This window comes from Kitasatospora sp. NPDC001664 (assembly GCF_053596675.1).
The window spans coordinates 92,157-107,463 of sequence record NZ_JBSFGS010000021.1 but is presented as its reverse complement, the minus strand read 5'-3'; the positions used below and the strand labels follow the sequence as shown (position 1 = coordinate 107,463).

General features: G+C 73.3%; 13 protein-coding genes. 5 read left to right on the top strand and 8 right to left on the bottom strand.

Features of this window, described 5'->3' with window-relative positions; all coding sequences use genetic code 11:
- Positions 1-289 precede the first annotated feature (289 nt).
- Positions 290-829: an NUDIX hydrolase gene (locus ACWCYY_RS27395; protein WP_345288876.1), complete on the top strand. Its 540-nt coding sequence runs from the start codon at positions 290-292 to the stop codon at positions 827-829.
- A 16-nt stretch (positions 830-845) separates the two neighbouring features.
- On the opposite strand, the gene ACWCYY_RS27390 is transcribed toward ACWCYY_RS27395, so the two are convergent.
- The 4 genes from ACWCYY_RS27390 to pdhA all read right to left on the bottom strand — a co-directional run bounded on the left by ACWCYY_RS27390 (position 846) and on the right by pdhA (position 5,983).
- Positions 846-2,252, bottom strand: a complete 1,407-nt coding sequence (locus ACWCYY_RS27390) for a globin domain-containing protein (protein ID WP_449797548.1) — start codon at positions 2,250-2,252, stop codon at positions 846-848.
- A gap of 278 nt (positions 2,253-2,530) precedes the next feature.
- Positions 2,531-3,838: a dihydrolipoamide acetyltransferase family protein gene (locus ACWCYY_RS27385; RefSeq protein ID WP_449797567.1), complete on the bottom strand. Its 1,308-nt coding sequence runs from the start codon at positions 3,836-3,838 to the stop codon at positions 2,531-2,533.
- A 7-nt stretch (positions 3,839-3,845) separates the two neighbouring features.
- Positions 3,846-4,847 (bottom strand): alpha-ketoacid dehydrogenase subunit beta, encoded by a 1,002-nt coding sequence (locus ACWCYY_RS27380; protein ID WP_345288873.1) that lies wholly within the window; start codon positions 4,845-4,847, stop codon positions 3,846-3,848.
- Positions 4,844-5,983, bottom strand: coding sequence for a pyruvate dehydrogenase (acetyl-transferring) E1 component subunit alpha (pdhA, locus tag ACWCYY_RS27375; RefSeq protein WP_380149518.1), 1,140 nt, complete (start codon positions 5,981-5,983; stop codon positions 4,844-4,846). The genes ACWCYY_RS27380 and pdhA overlap by 4 nt, the downstream gene beginning before the upstream one ends.
- Positions 5,984-6,172: 189 nt before the next feature.
- On the opposite strand from pdhA, the gene ACWCYY_RS27370 reads away from it, so the two are divergent.
- The gene (locus tag ACWCYY_RS27370; protein WP_449797547.1) at positions 6,173-6,661 is read left to right on the top strand and encodes an Lrp/AsnC family transcriptional regulator; all 489 of its coding nucleotides are present in this window, start codon (positions 6,173-6,175) and stop codon (positions 6,659-6,661) included.
- A gap of 148 nt (positions 6,662-6,809) precedes the next feature.
- Here the strand turns inward: ACWCYY_RS27370 and ACWCYY_RS27365 are convergent, their stop codons facing one another.
- The gene (locus ACWCYY_RS27365) at positions 6,810-7,352 is read right to left on the bottom strand and encodes a DinB family protein (RefSeq protein ID WP_380149519.1); all 543 of its coding nucleotides are present in this window, start codon (positions 7,350-7,352) and stop codon (positions 6,810-6,812) included.
- A 25-nt stretch (positions 7,353-7,377) separates the two neighbouring features.
- Positions 7,378-7,959 carry a TetR/AcrR family transcriptional regulator gene (locus tag ACWCYY_RS27360; protein WP_345288869.1) on the bottom strand — a complete coding sequence of 194 codons (582 nt, stop codon included), beginning with the start codon at positions 7,957-7,959 and terminating at the stop codon, positions 7,378-7,380.
- Positions 7,960-8,068: 109 nt separating this feature from the next.
- Here ACWCYY_RS27360 and paaN point away from each other — a divergent pair, with 109 nt between their 5' ends.
- Positions 8,069-9,769, top strand: coding sequence for a phenylacetic acid degradation protein PaaN (gene paaN / locus ACWCYY_RS27355; RefSeq protein WP_345288867.1), 1,701 nt, complete (start codon positions 8,069-8,071; stop codon positions 9,767-9,769).
- A 47-nt stretch (positions 9,770-9,816) separates the two neighbouring features.
- Here paaN and ACWCYY_RS27350 read toward each other — a convergent pair whose 3' ends face one another.
- The gene (locus tag ACWCYY_RS27350; RefSeq protein ID WP_345288866.1) at positions 9,817-11,043 is read right to left on the bottom strand and encodes a bifunctional glycosyltransferase family 2/GtrA family protein; all 1,227 of its coding nucleotides are present in this window, start codon (positions 11,041-11,043) and stop codon (positions 9,817-9,819) included.
- 120 nt (positions 11,044-11,163) lie between these two features.
- Here ACWCYY_RS27350 and ACWCYY_RS27345 point away from each other — a divergent pair, with 120 nt between their 5' ends.
- On the top strand, positions 11,164-12,636 hold the full coding sequence (locus ACWCYY_RS27345; RefSeq protein ID WP_345288864.1) for an FAD-dependent monooxygenase: 1,473 nt from the start codon (positions 11,164-11,166) through the stop codon (positions 12,634-12,636).
- Between the two features lie 163 nt (positions 12,637-12,799).
- Here ACWCYY_RS27345 and ACWCYY_RS27340 read toward each other — a convergent pair whose 3' ends face one another.
- The gene (locus ACWCYY_RS27340) at positions 12,800-13,522 is read right to left on the bottom strand and encodes a TetR/AcrR family transcriptional regulator (protein ID WP_345288863.1); all 723 of its coding nucleotides are present in this window, start codon (positions 13,520-13,522) and stop codon (positions 12,800-12,802) included.
- 134 nt (positions 13,523-13,656) lie between these two features.
- On the opposite strand from ACWCYY_RS27340, the gene ACWCYY_RS27335 reads away from it, so the two are divergent.
- On the top strand, positions 13,657-15,153 hold the full coding sequence (locus ACWCYY_RS27335) for an MFS transporter (RefSeq protein WP_345290562.1): 1,497 nt from the start codon (positions 13,657-13,659) through the stop codon (positions 15,151-15,153).
- Positions 15,154-15,307 lie beyond the last annotated feature (154 nt).

Sequence of the window (15,307 nt, the reverse complement as noted above, 5' to 3'; positions counted from 1 at the left end):
GCACAGGGCGCCCATGCCTGCAATCATTCCGGTGAGCAATGTCGGCTTTTGACCTTCGAATCCAAGGCACCCCCAGCGGAATGTGACTCTCCGGTAGGAGCATCTCCGGCGCCCGCCTTGCTATCGAAGATCCAAAGGGCCTGACTGCCCGCTGCGGCCCCGAAGCGCCCGGGCACGCCGAATCAACCGTTCGGCGGAACCGGGCCGTCCCGTTCGTCCGTCCGTACGAGTTTCACCGGTGGTCGGTGGCGGGAGACTCAGCCACAACGCTCCCCTCCCGGAGGTGGTCATGACCGGCCCCGTCCGTCCCGTGGTGAAGCGCACCGCGCGGGCGATCCTGCTGGAGCTGGACCCGGACGATCCGCACCGCCCGGCCTCGATCGTGCTGATCAAGCGGACCAGGCCCGGCGCCCGGCCGTACTGGATCACGCCGGGCGGAGGGGTGGAGGACACCGACCGCACCGTGGTGGCCGCCCTGCACCGGGAGGTGGACGAGGAGCTCGGGGGCAAGGTCGAGGGCGTGGTGCCCGCCTTCGTGGACACGGTCGCCCACTCCCACCACGAGGACGGCTCACCGGCCCACCCCCACGGCGTCAAGGTCCAGCACTTCTTCGTCTGCCGGCTCACCGCGATGGACCCGTCCCGCCGCCACGGCCCCGAGGTGGACGAACCCCGGGGCGAGTACGAGATCGTCCGGCTGCCCTTCACCCGCGAGGGCGTCACCTCGGTGAACGTCGTCCCGCCCAGCCTGCGCGCCTACCTGGCGGCCAACGTGGAGGGCGTCCGGGCCCTGCTCGCCCCGGACCTGGGCGCCGCCGAACGGCACTGACGGGCGGCCGGCCACCTCAGGCCTCCTCGCCCAGGTCGTGGAAGACCCGGCCCGGCGCCACCCCGGCCCGGGCCAGCGCCCGCGCGCCCCGGCGGACCATGGCCGCCGGGCCGCTCAGGTACGCGTCCCGGCCGGCCCAGCTGCCGTAGCGGGAGACCGCGTCCGGCAGCTCCCCCGCCAGCAGACCGACGGCCTGCTCCTCGGAGACCACCGGATGCACCGTCAGCCACGGGTTCCCGGCGGCCAGTTCGCGCAGCCGGTCCAGCTCGTACAGGCCGTCCTGCCGGCGGGCGCCGTAGAAGACGTCCACCGTCCGCCGGCCCCCGCCGCGCTCGACCAGCTCCTCCACCAGCGCGGTGACCGGGGCGATCCCGGTGCCGCCGCCCAGGCAGACCAGGTCGGCCCCGTCCCCCTGGTCCAGCAGCATCGACCCGGCCGCCGGGCCGAGCCGCAGCACGTCGCCCGGCGCGGCCCGGTGCACCAGCGCGTTGCTCACCCAGCCCGCCTGCACCGCCTTGACGTGCAGGGTCAGCAGCCCGTCCGGCCGGGGCGCGGTGGCGAAGGAGAACGGCCGCCAGACCCGGGGCCACCAGGGCGTCTCCAGGGTGGTGTACTGCCCGGCCCGGTACGGGTACGCCTGGTCCGGACGGAGCGTCAGCTCCGCCACGTCCGGCGTGCGCATCCGGTGGCCCACCACCTCGGCCTGCCACCACGGCGGGGAGGTGCGGGCCGCCGCCTCGGCCGCCTCCGACATCACGGTGGCGACCAGGCCGTAGACCCGGCGCCAGGCCAGCTCGGTCTCCGCGTCCCACTTCGGGCCGCAGTACTTGGCCAGCGCCGCCACCAGGCACTCACCGACCGGGGCGTAGTGGCCCGTCAGGGTGCCGTACTTGCGGTGCCCCTGGCCCAGCCGGGTCAGGTAGGCGGTCAGGCCCGGCAGGTCGTCCGCACTCCGGGCGGCCATCAGCAGCGAGCGGAACAGCCGGTCCCGCTGGACGTCCATGGCGGCCGGGAAGAGCGCCCGGACCTCGGGGTGGTGTACGAAGATCAGCGCGTAGAAGTGCGCGGTGGCCCGGTCGGCGAGCGGCTCCACCACCGCCAGGCTGGCCCGGATCAGTTCGACGTCCCGCGCGGTCGGCGGGTCCCCCGCACCGGCCGGGGGCTCGGCGGCCGGCGCCTGCGGGGCGACGCCGCCCAGGGTGTCCATCGCCCAGGCCCGGCTCCAGTGGTCGCCCGGCCCGGCCCAGTTGAGGCCCGGGGCCTGCGGGAACAGCGGCTCCACCGGGGAGGGCGCCACGGCCGGCACCGCCGGCGGGTGCACCGGCCGCGGCGGGATCACCAGGGCCGCCGGCTCCACCACGACGGGGGCTTCCGGCTCCACCGGGACGACCGGCTCCACCACGGCCAGGGGTTCCGGCTCCACCGGAACGACCGGCTCCACCACCCGTGCGGGTGGCTCCGGTTCCGTCTCCGGCATGCCCGGTACGGCGGCCACCGCGACCGAGCCGCGCCCCGCCCGGACCCTCAACGGGGCTGTCTTCACCGCGATTTGACGAGTGCCCAAGAGAATCGTTTCGCTTCCGGTCGTGCCAGTTGCTGAGGCTCAGCAGCGTGGCACGACCGTGAAGCTCATCCGACAAATCCTCGGAAGCCCGGACACAAGGCCCCCGAAGCGCTACCCTCCCGCGCCCACAGCGGCCGTCAGAGCTGCCGCAGCAGCGTCCCGGGCTGCTCCACGCAGTCCGCGACGAACCGCAGGAAGCCGCCCGCCGTACCGCCGTCGCAGACCCGGTGGTCGAAGGTGAAGGAGAGCTGGGTGACCTGACGGACCGCCAACTCCCCTTGGTGGACCCAGGGTTTGGGCGTGATGCGGCCGACGCCGAGCATCGCCGCCTCCGGGTGGTTGAGGATCGGCGTGGAGCCGTCCACTCCGAAGACCCCGTAGTTGTTGAGGGTGAAGGTGCCCCCGGTCAGCTCCGCCGGGGTGATCCGGCCCTCCCGGGCCGCCTCGGTCAACCGTGCGAGCTCCGCACCGAGGTGCTCCGTCCCGAGCGCGTGCGCGTCCCTCACCACCGGCACCACCAGACCGCGCTCGCTCTGCGCGGCGAAGCCCAGGTGCACGGCGGTGTGCCGGACGATGCCGGAACCGTCGGGCGTCACGCTGGAGTTGAGCTCGGGGAAGCGGGCCAGCGCGGCGGTGGAGATCCGGGCGAGCAGGGCCAGCACGCTGATCTTCGGCCCGGCCGCCCGGTTGAGCTCGGCCCGCAGCTCCATCAGGGCGGTGGCGTCGGCGTCCACCCAGCAGGTCGCGGCGGGGATCTCCCGGTGACTGCGGGTCAGCTTCTCGGCCACCGCCTTGCGCAGCCCGCGCAGCGGGACGACGCCCTCGGCCACCGGGGCCGCCACCGGCGCGGCGGGAGCGGTCAGCAACCGCTCCACGTCCCGCCGCAGGATCAGCCCGTCCGGGCCGGAGCCGGCCACCGTCCGCAGGTCCAGGTCGTGCTCGCGGGCGATCCTCCGCACCAGCGGCGAGATCACCGCCACGACGGCGGGCGCCACGGGGACCACGGGAGCCACGGGCACCACGGGAGCCACGGGAGCCACCGGAGCGGCGGGCACCACCGGAGCGGCCGGAGCCGCGCTCCGCGCGCCCGCACCGATCCGGGCCCGCCGCGCACCGGCCGGCCGCTCGGCCACCCCGTACCCGACCAACGGCCGCTCCACCGCCGGCTCCTGCTCGGCCAGCGGCTGCGGGCCCTCGCCCGGCGCCACCGCGACCGTCACCAGCGGGGCCCCGACCGGAATCTCCTCGCCCTCGGCACCGAACCGGGCCGTCACCACCCCGCCGTACGGGCAGGGCACCTCGACCACCGCCTTGGCGGTCTCCACCTCCACCACGGGCTGGTCCACGGCGATCACCTCGCCGACCTCCACCAGCCAGCGGACCACCTCGGCCCCGGTCAGCCCCTCGCCCAGGTCGGGCAGGGTGAACTCGCGCACCACCGGCATCATCTGGTCAGTCCTCCCACTGCAGCCGCGCCACCGCGTCGAGGATGCGGTCCACACCCGGCAGGTGGTGGTGCTCCAGCATCGGCGGCGGGTACGGGATGTCGAAGCCGGTCACCCGGAGCACCGGGGCCGCCAGGTGGTGGAAGCACTTCTCGGTCAGCCGCGCGGCGATCTCCGCCCCGGCGCCGCCGAAGCCGGAGGCCTCGTGCACCACGACCGCCCGCCCGAGCGAGCGCACCACCTGACAGGCCGTCGCCTCGTCGAAGGGCACCAGCGAACGCAGGTCCAGCACCGCCAGGTCCCAGCCCTCGGCCTTCGCCGCCTCGGCCGCCTCCAGGCAGACCGGCAGCGAGGGCCCGTAGGTCACCAGCACCGCCGAGGTGCCGGGGCGGCGCAGCACCGCGCGGCCGATCGGCTCCACCGCGGCGGCGGTGTCCAGCCGGTCCTTGCCCCAGTAGAGCCGCTTGGGCTCCAGGAAGACCACCGGATCGTCGGAGGCGATGGCCTCGCGGAGCAGCCCGTAGGAGTCGGCCACGGTGGCCGGGGTGACCACGTGCAGGCCGGGGGTGTGGGCGTAGTACGCCTCGGAGGAGTCGCTGTGGTGCTCGACCCCGCCGATGCCGCCGCCGTACGGGATGCGGATGGTGATCGGCAGCGGGAGCTTCCCGGCGGTGCGGTTGCGCATCTTGGCGACGTGCGAGAACAGCTGCTCCATCGCCGGGTAGGCGAAGGCGTCGAACTGCATCTCGACCACCGGGCGCAGCCCGTACATCGCCATGCCGACGGCGGTGCCCAGGATGCCGGCCTCGGCCAGCGGGGTGTCCAGGCAGCGGTCCGGGCCGAACTCGGCGGTCAGGCCGTCGGTGATCCGGAAGACGCCGCCGAGCTGACCGACGTCCTCGCCCAGCACGTGCACCGTCGGGTCCTCGCGCATGGCGTCCCGCAGTGCGGTGTTGAGCGCCTGGGCCATGGTGCGGGTCTGGGCACCGGTGGTGGTGGCGGTGGTCATCGAGAGTGCTCCTCGGCGGCCAGCTCGGCGGCCAACTGATCGGCCTGCTCCCGCAGTTGCTGGGTGGGCTCGGCGTAGACGTGGGCGAACAGCGACATCGGGTCGAGCGTCGCGTCGGCGTGGAACTCGCTGCGCATCCGGGCGGCCAGCGCCTCGGCGGCCTCGGCGGCGTCCCGGGCCAGCGCGTCCTCCATCAGGCCGGCCTCGCGGAGCTGACGCTCGATCAGCAGGATCGGATCGTGGTCCCGCCAGGCGGCGATCTCCTCCTCCTCGCGGTACCGGGTGGCGTCGTCGGCGTTGGTGTGCGCCTCGATCCGGTAGGTGACCGCCTCGACCAGGGTCGGGCCGCCGCCGGAGCGGGCCCGCTCGACCGCCTCGGTGAGCACGGTGTGCATGGCCAGCGCGTCGTTGCCGTCCACCAGCCGGCCGGGCAGGCCGTAGCCGACGGCCTTGTGGGCCAGGCTGGGCGCGGCGGACTGCCGGGTGAGCGGGACGGAGATGGCGTAGCCGTTGTTCTGCACCAGGAAGACCACCGGGGCGTTCAGCACGGCGGCGAAGTTCAGCGCCTCGTGGAAGTCGCCCTCGCTGGTGCCGCCGTCGCCGAGCATGGCCAGCGCGACGGTGTCGTCGCCGCGCAGCCGGGCCGCGTGCGCCAGGCCGACCGCGTGCGGGGCCTGGGTGGCGAGCGGGGTGGAGAGCGGGGCGGTGCGGGTGGCCCGGGGGTCGTAGCCGGTGTGCGCGTTGCCGCGCAGCAGGGTGAGCGCCTCCAGCGGGTCGACGCCCCGGCTGACCACGGCCAGGGTGTCCCGGTAGCTGGGGAAGAGCCAGTCGTCCTGACGGAGCGCCAGCGCGGCGGCCACCTGGCAGGCCTCCTGGCCGGTGGAGGCCGGGTAGACCGCGAGCCGGCCCTGCTTGGTCAGCGTGGTGGCCTGCTGGTTGTAGCGGCGGCCCGCGACCAGGCGGCGGTAGAGCTCGGTGAGCAGCAGCGGCTCGGCCTTCTCGGCGGCCGGGGTGCCCAGCATCCGGTAGGGCTCGTGGTCCGGCAGCAGCGGAGCCGGGTCGATCCGCGGGCCGGAGGCGCCGGGGCGCCAGCCGGGCACGTCGCCGGCCAGGTGTCGGTGGTCGAGAACGGTCATCTCGGGCACCTCCAGAGGGTGGGGGAGGGTGCGGCAGGGGCGGGGTCATGCCGGTGGTGCACGAGGGGTGGCAGGGCTGGTCGCCGGAGCGCCCTCTCCCTACCGATTGTTCGGTTGTCCGTTCAATCTGGCCACAGCTGTGCCGTAGTGGTGGACAATCGGCCCGAACAGCAGTCTTCTGGTGACAGCATGTCCACAGCGGGAGGGTCGGGGGCCGTGTCCACTGAACAGACGTCCAACCTGGACCGGATCGACCGGTCCATCCTGCGGCTGCTCCAGCAGGACGGACGGGCCTCGATACGCTCGGTGGCCGAGCGGGTGCACGTCTCCCGGGCCAACGCCTACGCGCGGATCTCCCGGATGGTCGAGGACGGCGTGATCCGCGGCTTCGCCGCCAGGGTCGACCACGAGCGGGCCGGGCAGGGCGCCTCCGCGTACATCACCCTGAAGATCGTGCAGAACTCCTGGCGGACCGTCCGCGAGCAGCTGCTCGCCCTCCCCGGCGTGGCGCACATCGCCCTGGTGGGCGGCGAGTTCGACGTGCTGCTGCTGGTCCACACCGCCGACAACCGGGCCCTGCGGGAGCTGGTCCTCGGCCAGATCCAGAACATCCCGCAGGTACTCGCCACCCAGACCCTGCTGGTCTTCGAGGAGACCGACCAGGTACCGCCGGTCTAGGACACCGCTTGCGCCCCGCAGGGGCGCGGGGAACTGCGCGCAGGGGAACGGCAACACGTGCAACTGGCTCGCGTGCCCCGATCTCACGCTGGTCCGCCTTCCGGTTCGCGCAGTTCCTCGCGCCCCTGGGGTGGCCGCGGCGCGTTCGTCAGTAGCCGGTGGTGCCGTCCAGGCGTTCGCGGAGGAGATCGGCGTGGCCGTTGTGGCGGGCGTACTCGGCGAGGGTGTGGATCAGGATGCGGCGCAGCGAGATCGGCTGCCCGGAGGCGCGGTGGGTGCCGGTGACGTCGAGCGAGGCGGCCTCGGCGGTGATCCGGCGGGACTCCGCGACCTCGGCGCGCCAGGCCTCGACGGCCTCGGCCACACTGCCGTCCAGGTGCTCGAAGTCCTGGTCCGGGTCCTCGTCGGAGTAGTACAGGAGCGGCAGCTCCTCCCCGGCGAACTGGATCCGGAACCACCAGCGTTCGACGCCGGTGAGGTGGCGCAGCAGACCGTGCAGGCTCAGGGTGGAGGGCTCGACCGGCAGGGTGGAGAGCTCGGCGTCGGTCAGGCCGGCGCACTTGAGCAGGAAGGTCTCCCGGTGCCAGTCCAGGAACGCGGTGAGCAGCTCGCGCTCGGAGCCGGTGAGCGGCAGCGGCTCGCGCGGGTCGTCGGCGAGCGGCGGGGCGAGGTGTGCGGGCATCTCGGTCATGCCCGCAGCCTGCCACCCCCCACCGTCAGCCGCGGAGCCCGTCGAAGGCCAGGTGGACCAGTGCCTCGGCCACCCCGTCGGTGTGCTTGCCGCCGGGCCGGTACCACTCCACGATCGAGTTGATCATCCCGAACAGCAGCCGGGTGGCCAGCCGGGGCTCCACGTCCGAGCGCAGCTCCCCCGCGGCCACCGCCTCGCGGACCAGCTCGGCCACCTGGTGGTCGAACTCGCGCCGCCGCTCCAGTGCCCACTGCTCGGTCGCGGTGTTCCCCCGGACCCTCAGCAGCAGCGTGACGTACGGGAGTTCGGTGATCAGCACCTCGGCGGTGCGGCGCACCACGTGCTCCAGCCGGTCCACCGCACGGCCCGTCAGCGCCTCCGGCTCGGCCAGGATGCCGAACAGCGCGTCCAGCGCGCGGCCGACGGCGAGCTTCAGCAGCTCCTCCTTGCCGCGCACGTGGTGGTAGATCGAGGACTTGGAGATCCCGGCGGCCCGGGACAGGTCCTCCATCGAGGTGCCGTCGTACCCGCGCTCGTTGAAGACCCCGACCGTGACGGCGAGCAGCGAGTCGACGGTGTAGGCGGTGCGGGTGGTGTTCTCGGCCATGTGAACGAGTATCACCCGTGCGCCCCCGGGTCACTCCACCGCCCCATTGACCCGACCGATCGTTCGGTTACCCTGAGGGGTGACCAGTCCGCCCCAAAAGGAGCGCGTCATGACCGCAGCGGCCAGCCACCCCGTCGTCGCCGAGCTGATCGAACGTCACCAGGCCACCCTCACCAGTGCGGTGGAGGCCACCAGGTCCCGCGACTACTGGTCGCCGTACCCGGAGTTCCCCAAGGCGTACGGCGAGACCGGGCAGGCCGACGGGCAGGCCGCCTTCGAGGCGCTGCTCGGCACCTCGCTGACCCTGGAGGGGCAGCCCGGCGACGGCTCCACGGTCGGCGGCGAGACCTCCCCGTACGGCCCGGAGCTGGGCGTTCGCTACCCGAAGGCCGAGGCCGAGGCACTGATCGGCGCCATGGAGCTGGCCCGTCCGGCCTGGGCGGCGGCCGGGCCCGAGGCCCGGGCGGCCGTCAGCCTGGAGATCCTGGCCCGGATCAACGCGCGCTCGCACGAGTTCGCCCACGCCGTGATGCACACCACCGGCCAGGCGTACGGGATGGCCTTCCAGGCCGGCGGCCCGCACGCGCAGGACCGCGGTCTGGAGGCGGTGGCCTACGCCTACATCGAGCAGACCCGGCTGCCCGCCCAGGCCCAGTGGACCAAGCCGCAGGGCAAGCGGGACCCGCTCTCGATGGTGAAGGACTTCGTGCCGGTGCCGCGCGGCCTCGCGCTGCTGGTCGGCTGCAACACCTTCCCGACCTGGAACGGCTACCCCGGCCTGTTCGCCTCGCTGGCCACCGGGAACCCGGTGCTGGTCAAGCCGCACCCCCGGGCCGTCCTGCCGCTGGCGCTCACCGTGCAGATCGCCCGCGAGGTGCTGGCCGAGGCCGGCTTCGACCCGAACCTGGTCACCCTGGCCGCCGAGGACGAGGGCGGCACGCTGGCCGCCACCCTGGCCGTGCGCCCGGAGATCAAGCTCATCGACTACACCGGCTCCACCCAGTTCGGCGACTGGCTGGAGGAGAACGCCAAGCAGGCGCTGGTCTACACCGAGAAGGCCGGCGTCAACTCGGTGGTCGTCGAGTCCACCGACAACTACCGCGGCATGCTCGCCAACCTGGCCTTCGCGCTCTCGCTCTACAGCGGCCAGATGTGCACCACCCCGCAGAACGTGCTGATCCCGCGCACCGGCGTGCGCACCGACGAGGGCGGCAAGTCCTACGACGAGGTGGCCGCCGACCTGGCCCACGCGATCGAGAAGCTGCTCGGCGACGACGCCCGGGCCGCCGCCATCCTGGGCGCCGTGGTCAACCCCGGCGTGCTGGGTCGCAGCACCCGGGCCGCCGACGGCGAGTACGGCGAACTGGCCCTGGCCCCGCGGGCGGTGGCCTCCGAGGAGTTCCCCGGCGCGACCATCCGGACCCCCGCGCTGGTCAAGGTGGACGCGGACAAGCCGGACGACCGGACCGCCTTCGCCGGCGAGTGCTTCGGCCCGGTCTCCTTCCTGGTCGCGGTCGAGTCCGCCGAGGCCGCGGTGGAGCTGCTGGCCCGCACCGTGCGCGAGCAGGGCGCGATGACCGCCTCCGCGTACACGGTGGACGCCGAGGTGGAGGCCGCCCTGGTCGCCGCCGCCCTGGACTCCGGGGTCTCGCTCTCGCTCAACCTCACCGGGGGCGTCTACCCGAACCAGACCGCCGCCTTCTCCGACCTGCACGGCACCGGCGCCAACCCGGCGGCCAACGCGGCCTACTGCGACGGCGCCTTCGTGGCCTCGCGCTTCCGCACCGTCGAGGTCCGTCGCCACAACTGACCGGTCCGCCGGCCCCGGAGCCCTGCACGGCTCCGGAGCCGGCGCCCTCACCTCCCCTGGCGACGGCGGGGGTTGAAGACCCAGACCCGCAGCAGCACGAAGCGCACCAGGGTGGCCAGCGCGTTGGCCCCCACCAGGGCGGCCAGTTCGGCCGGGTGGGACGCGCCGTCCGGCAGCAGGGCGATGGCGCCGCTGCTCAGCGCCAGGCCGATCAGGAAGGCGGCACCGCCCTCGACCTGGTGCTTCAGGGCGTCCTGACTGCCCGTCACGCCGAAGGTGAAGCGGCGGTTGAGCGCGGTGTTGCCGACCGCCGTGACGGCCAGCGCGAAGGCGTTCGCCCAGAAGGCGGGCGCGAGTTGACGGGTCAGCAGGTAGAGCAGCAGATAGGCCAGGGTGGACAGGGTGCCGACCACCGCGAAGCTGGCCAGCTGCCAGCCGAGGGCGGCCGGCATCCGGGCCTGCCGGACCCTGGTCGGCAGCTGCTCCGCCCGCTCGGCGCCGCTCAGCGAACGGCGCGCCACCCGGACCATGCCCCGCAGGTCGTCCAGCGCGGTGCGGACGATGTCCACCCGGCTGTCCGGGTCGTCCACCCAGTCCACCGGCACCTCGTGGATGCGCAGCCCGGACCGCTCCGCCAGCAGCAGCAGTTCGGTGTCGAAGAACCAGGCGTTGTCCTCGACCGAGCCCAGCAGCCGCTGCACCACCTCGGTCCTGGCCGCCTTGAAGCCGCACTGGGCGTCCGAGAACTTGGCCGCCATGGTGGCCCGCAGCAGCACGTTGTAGGTGCGCGAGATGAACTCCCGCTTGGCGCCCCGCACCACCGCCGAACCGCGGTGCAGCCGGCTGCCGATGGCCAGGTCGCTGTGGCCGGAGAGCAGCGGGGCGACCAGCGGGAGGAAGGCCTCCAGACCGGTGGAGAGGTCCACGTCCATGTAGGCCACCACGTCGGCCTCGCTGGCGCCCCAGACCTGACGGAGCGCCCGGCCCCGGCCCTTGAGGTCCAGGTGCACCGCGCGCACCCCGGGCAGCTCGGCGGCCAGCCCGGTGGCCGCCTCCCAGGTGCCGTCCGTGCTGGCGTTGTCCGCCACGGTGATCAGGAACGGGTAGGGGAAGGTCTCGGAGAGGTAGTCGTGCAGCGTACGGACGCACTTCTCCACCGTGTGCTGCTCGTTGTAGACCGGGACGACCACCTCGACCAGCTTGGTCCGGGTCGGGGTGGCGCTGGCGGGAGCGGGGCCGACCACGGTCGTGCCCCGAGCTGCGGGCTCAGTCATGTCAGTGAGATTCACAGGGACTGATGGGCCCGCGATGATGGAAGGCTGAGAGGAAGCTTAGAAGGCCCGGGCAGTGTGCGGGCCCGGCTCGAACGCTGGTCCGATCAACGGGAGATGGGCATGTCCGAGAAGCAGCTGGCATCCGATGTGGTGGTGGTCGGCGCGGGCCCGACCGGGCTCCTGCTGGCCGGGGACCTGGCCACCGCCGGGCTGCGGGTGACGGTGTTGGAGAAGCGGACCACCGAGTCCAACCTCACCCGGGCCTTCGCCGTGCACGCCCGCACCCTGGAACAGCTGGACGCCCGCGGCCTGGCCGACGAGCTGATCACCACCGGCACCACCCTGGACCACCTGCGGCTGTTCGGCGGCCTGGAGGCCCGGCTGGACCGGCTGCACTCCCGCTTCCCGTTCGTCCTGATCACCCCGCAGTACAACGTCGAACGGCTGCTCCAGGAGCGGGCGGTGAAGGCCGGGGCGGTGATCGTCCGGGGCGCCGAGGTCTCCGACCTGCGGCAGGACGGACAGCGGGTCGAGCTGGACACCCGCGACGGCCGGACCTACACCGCCGCCTACGCGGTCGGCACCGACGGGGTCCGCTCCGCCGTCCGCGACCTGCTGGGCATCCCCTTCCCCGGCCAGTCCGTGGTCAACTCCGTACTGCTCGCCGACGTCCGGCTGGAGCGGCCGCCGGCCGACACCCTGAACGTCGGCGCGGGGGAGAACGGCTTCGCCTTCCTGGTCCCGTTCGGCGACGGCTGGTACCGGGTGATCGCCTGGGACCGCAACCACCAACTCCCGGACGACGCACCGGTCGAGCTCGACGAGATCGCCGCCATCACCCGGGAGGCCTTCGGCGAGGACCACGGCCTGCACGACGCCCGCTGGCTCTCCCGCTTCCACAGCGACGAACGCCAGGCCCCCAACTACCGCTCCGGCCGGGTCCTGCTGGCCGGCGACGCCGCCCACTGCCACTCCCCGGCCGGCGGCATGGGCATGAACACCGGCCTCCAGGACGCCGCCAACCTCGGCTGGAAGCTGGCCGGAGCCGTCCGTGGCTGGGCCCCTGACGCCCTGTTGGACAGCTACCAGACCGAACGCTGGCCGGTCGGCCGGGCCGCCGTGCTCAGCTCCGGCGCCCTGGTCCGGGTCGCCCTCGGCGGCTCGGCCCCGGCCCGGCTGCTGCGCGGCGCGGTCGGCGTCCTCGGCGACCGGCTCGGCCCGGTCGGCGAGGCCGGGGTCAAGCGGATCTCCGGCATCGGCATCGACTACCCCGCCCCCAGCGGCACCCACCACCTGACCGGCCGTCGGATCCCCGACCTGCGCCTCGCCGTCGACGCCCCCGGCGCCCCCACCCGGCTCTACGAGGCGCTGCGCGGCGGCAAGGCCGTCCTGGTCTCCAACGACGACCTCAGCACCGTCCTCGAACCCTGGGCCGACCGCGCGGTGGCCGCCGCCCCCGCCTCCCCGCACGGCAAGCTCCGCGACACCACCCTGCTGGTCCGCCCCGACGGCCACGCCGCCTGGGCCGGGGTCGACCCCAGCCGCGCCGAGATCCGCCGCGCGCTCGCCGCGCTGCTCGGGCCCGAGGGCTGAGCGACGCGGTGGTTCCCGCAGGCGCGGCACCATGCAGCGCCCAGGGGCGCGAGGAACTGCGCGCGGGGGAACGGCAGCACCTGCAACTGGCTGACGGAGCCTCAGTTGCAGGTGAGCCGCCTTCCGACTCGCGCAGTTCCTCGCGCCCCCGGCGGCGTAGCCACTAACGCCTTGCGTTCAGCCTGCCTTCGAGGCCGTCCAGGATGATCTCCAGGCCGTCGGTGAACTTGTCCTCGCGGATGGCGACCGGGTCGGGGGCGACCGTCCCGTAGGCCGCCGTCAGGTGTGCGTGGTCGGAGGCCGCCACGAGGGCGGCCGGCATCCGGTTGGCGATGAACTCCGCCTCGGTCTCGCCCGAGCGGGCGATGGTCGCCAGCCAGGCCGACTCGGTGGTGGTCATGCCGATGACATAGGCGAAGACCACGTCGATGGCCCGTGAGGGCTCCTCGAAGCCGACCACGGTGACCAGCGCGGCGAGCTTCTCCGAATAGGCCATCAGGTTCGGCCCCAGGTAGGCCAGCCCGGCCTGGCCGAGCTGCGAGGACAGCCACGGGTGCCGGAGCGAGGCGTCCCGGAAGGACCGCGCGGCGGCCGTCACGTCGGCCCGCCAGTCCGCCCCGCCGGGCGGCGGCACCGAGATCTCGGCCGCGACCTCGTCCACCGCGAGCTCCATCAGCTCGTCCTTGGTGGCGACGTGCCGGTAGAGCGAGGTGGCCCCGGCGTTCAGCCGGGCGCCGAGCTTGCGCATGCTGAGCGCCTCCACGCCCTCCGCGTCGAGCATCGCGATCGCCTCCCGGACGATCCCGGCCCGGCTCAGGCCCGGCTGGTCGGGTTCGCGCTGCTCCCGGGCCCAGACCGATGCGACGGGTGCGGCCTTGGCTGCCATGCGTCCTCCTCCGTCTTCTCCGTGCGTACGGCGTTCGCTCCAGCGTACACAGCTCGCCTCTTGCGAACACTGTACGCAGCTGCGTACAGTGTTCTCACCGAAGGAACAGTGTGCGCAGCCGAGAGGGCAGAGTGATGGAATCCCGCAATCCCCACCGCTGGTGGATCCTGGTCGTGCTCTGCCTGGCGACCCTGGTGCTGGTGGTCGACAGCATGGCGCTGACCGTGGCGGTGCCGGCGATGACCGCCGAGATCGGGGCGAGCGCCCAGGACATCCAGTGGATCCTGGACTCCTACGTGCTGGTCTTCGCGGGCCTGCTGCTCACCTCGGGCAGCCTGGGTGACCGCTTCGGGCGCCGCAAGGTGATGATCACCGGTCTGCTGCTCTTCGGCCTGGCCTCACTGGCCGCGACGGTCTGCACCAACCCCGGAGAGGTGATCGCGGCCCGGATCGCGATGGGCGTCGGCGGTGCGCTGATCATGCCGTCCACGCTCTCCATCCTGATCACCGTCTTCGACGAGGACGAGCGCGGCAAGGCGATGGCGGCCTGGGGTTCGGTCTCGATGCTCGGCCTGGTCGGCAGCCCGGTGCTGGGCGGTTTCCTGATCGACCACTTCTCCTGGCACTCGATCTTCTTCGTGAACGTCCCGGTGGTGGCCGTGGCGATCGCCGCCGCCCTGCTGCTGATGCCCGAGTCCAAGGGCCCCTGGCGCAAGCCCGACCCGATCGGTGCGGTGCTCTCGGCGGTCGGCATGACGGCGCTGATCTGGTGGATCATCGAGATCCCGCAGCACGGCGCGTTCGATGGCCGCGGTCTGGTCACCCTGCTGGTCGCGGTCGCCGCCCTGGCCGGGTTCGTGGTCTGGGAGAACGTCCACCCGGAGCCGATGGTCCCGCTGGTGCTGTTCAAGCAGCGCAACTTCAGCGGTGGCTCGCTTTCCCTGACGCTGGTTCAGATCGGCAACGGCGGCCTGCTGCTGGTGCTCACCCAGTACCTGCAGTTCGTGCTGGACTACTCGCCGGTCGAGGCCGGTCTGGCCTTCCTCCCGCTGGCCGTGGCCGCGCTGATCGGCAACGGCGCCGGCGCCGGCCTGGCCGCCAAGCTCGGCAACCGCCCGGTGGTGGTGACCGGCCTGCTGGTGATGGCCTCCTCCTTCCTCCTCTTCACCACCGTCGACGCCGACAGCGGCTTCACCGTCCCGGCCGTGGCGCTCGGCCTGCTCGGCCTCGGCGCCGGGCTGGCGATGCCCGCGGCGATCAACGCCCTGATGGGCACCATCCCCGAGGAGCAGGCCGGCGTCGGCTCCGCCCTGAACGACACCATCCAGCAGTCCGGCACCGCGCTCGGCATCGCCATCCTCGGCTCGCTGCTGACCAGCCGGTTCGCCGCCGAGATGCCGGCCGGCTCCTCGGACCTGGCGAAGGGCTCGATCTCCGGGGCGCTGGCCGCCGCCGGGGGCGACGCGAGTCTGGTCCGGACCGCCCGGGAGGCCTTCACCGCCTCGATGTCCACCACCCTCACCATCAGCGCGGTCGGCGTGCTGGCCGCCGCCCTGCTGGCCGGGCTGGTGATGCGGGACAGGAAGAAGGACGCCCCCGCCCCGGCCGCCGAGCCCGAGCTCGCCGCCTGACCCCACCACCCCCACCACGGAGGCTGGCCCCACCCCGGGGCCGGCCTCCGGGCGTCCCCCCACCCGCTCTCCGGCTCCACCCCCTCATCCCGCCTCACACCCCACCTCCGGCCCGCTCTCACCAAATTCACAGCTTTTCAGGTGATATGTCGCA

Bases quoted from the DNA above. Each gene is read 5' to 3' on its own strand.
- ACWCYY_RS27395 (WP_345288876.1), top strand. From the start codon at position 290: ATGACCGGCCCCGTCCGTCCCGTGGTGAAGCGCACCGCGCGGGCGATC.
- ACWCYY_RS27385 (WP_449797567.1), bottom strand. From the start codon at position 3,838: ATGCCGGTGGTGCGCGAGTTCACCCTGCCCGACCTGGGCGAGGGGCTG.
- ACWCYY_RS27380 (WP_345288873.1), bottom strand. From the start codon at position 4,847: ATGACCACCGCCACCACCACCGGTGCCCAGACCCGCACCATGGCCCAG.
- pdhA (WP_380149518.1), bottom strand. From the start codon at position 5,983: ATGACCGTTCTCGACCACCGACACCTGGCCGGCGACGTGCCCGGCTGG.
- ACWCYY_RS27370 (WP_449797547.1), top strand. From the start codon at position 6,173: ATGTCCACAGCGGGAGGGTCGGGGGCCGTGTCCACTGAACAGACGTCC.
- ACWCYY_RS27365 (WP_380149519.1), bottom strand. From the start codon at position 7,352: ATGACCGAGATGCCCGCACACCTCGCCCCGCCGCTCGCCGACGACCCG.
- ACWCYY_RS27360 (WP_345288869.1), bottom strand. From the start codon at position 7,959: ATGGCCGAGAACACCACCCGCACCGCCTACACCGTCGACTCGCTGCTC.
- paaN (WP_345288867.1), top strand. From the start codon at position 8,069: ATGACCGCAGCGGCCAGCCACCCCGTCGTCGCCGAGCTGATCGAACGT.
- ACWCYY_RS27350 (WP_345288866.1), bottom strand. From the start codon at position 11,043: ATGACTGAGCCCGCAGCTCGGGGCACGACCGTGGTCGGCCCCGCTCCC.
- ACWCYY_RS27345 (WP_345288864.1), top strand. From the start codon at position 11,164: ATGTCCGAGAAGCAGCTGGCATCCGATGTGGTGGTGGTCGGCGCGGGC.
- ACWCYY_RS27340 (WP_345288863.1), bottom strand. From the start codon at position 13,522: ATGGCAGCCAAGGCCGCACCCGTCGCATCGGTCTGGGCCCGGGAGCAG.
- ACWCYY_RS27335 (WP_345290562.1), top strand. From the start codon at position 13,657: ATGGAATCCCGCAATCCCCACCGCTGGTGGATCCTGGTCGTGCTCTGC.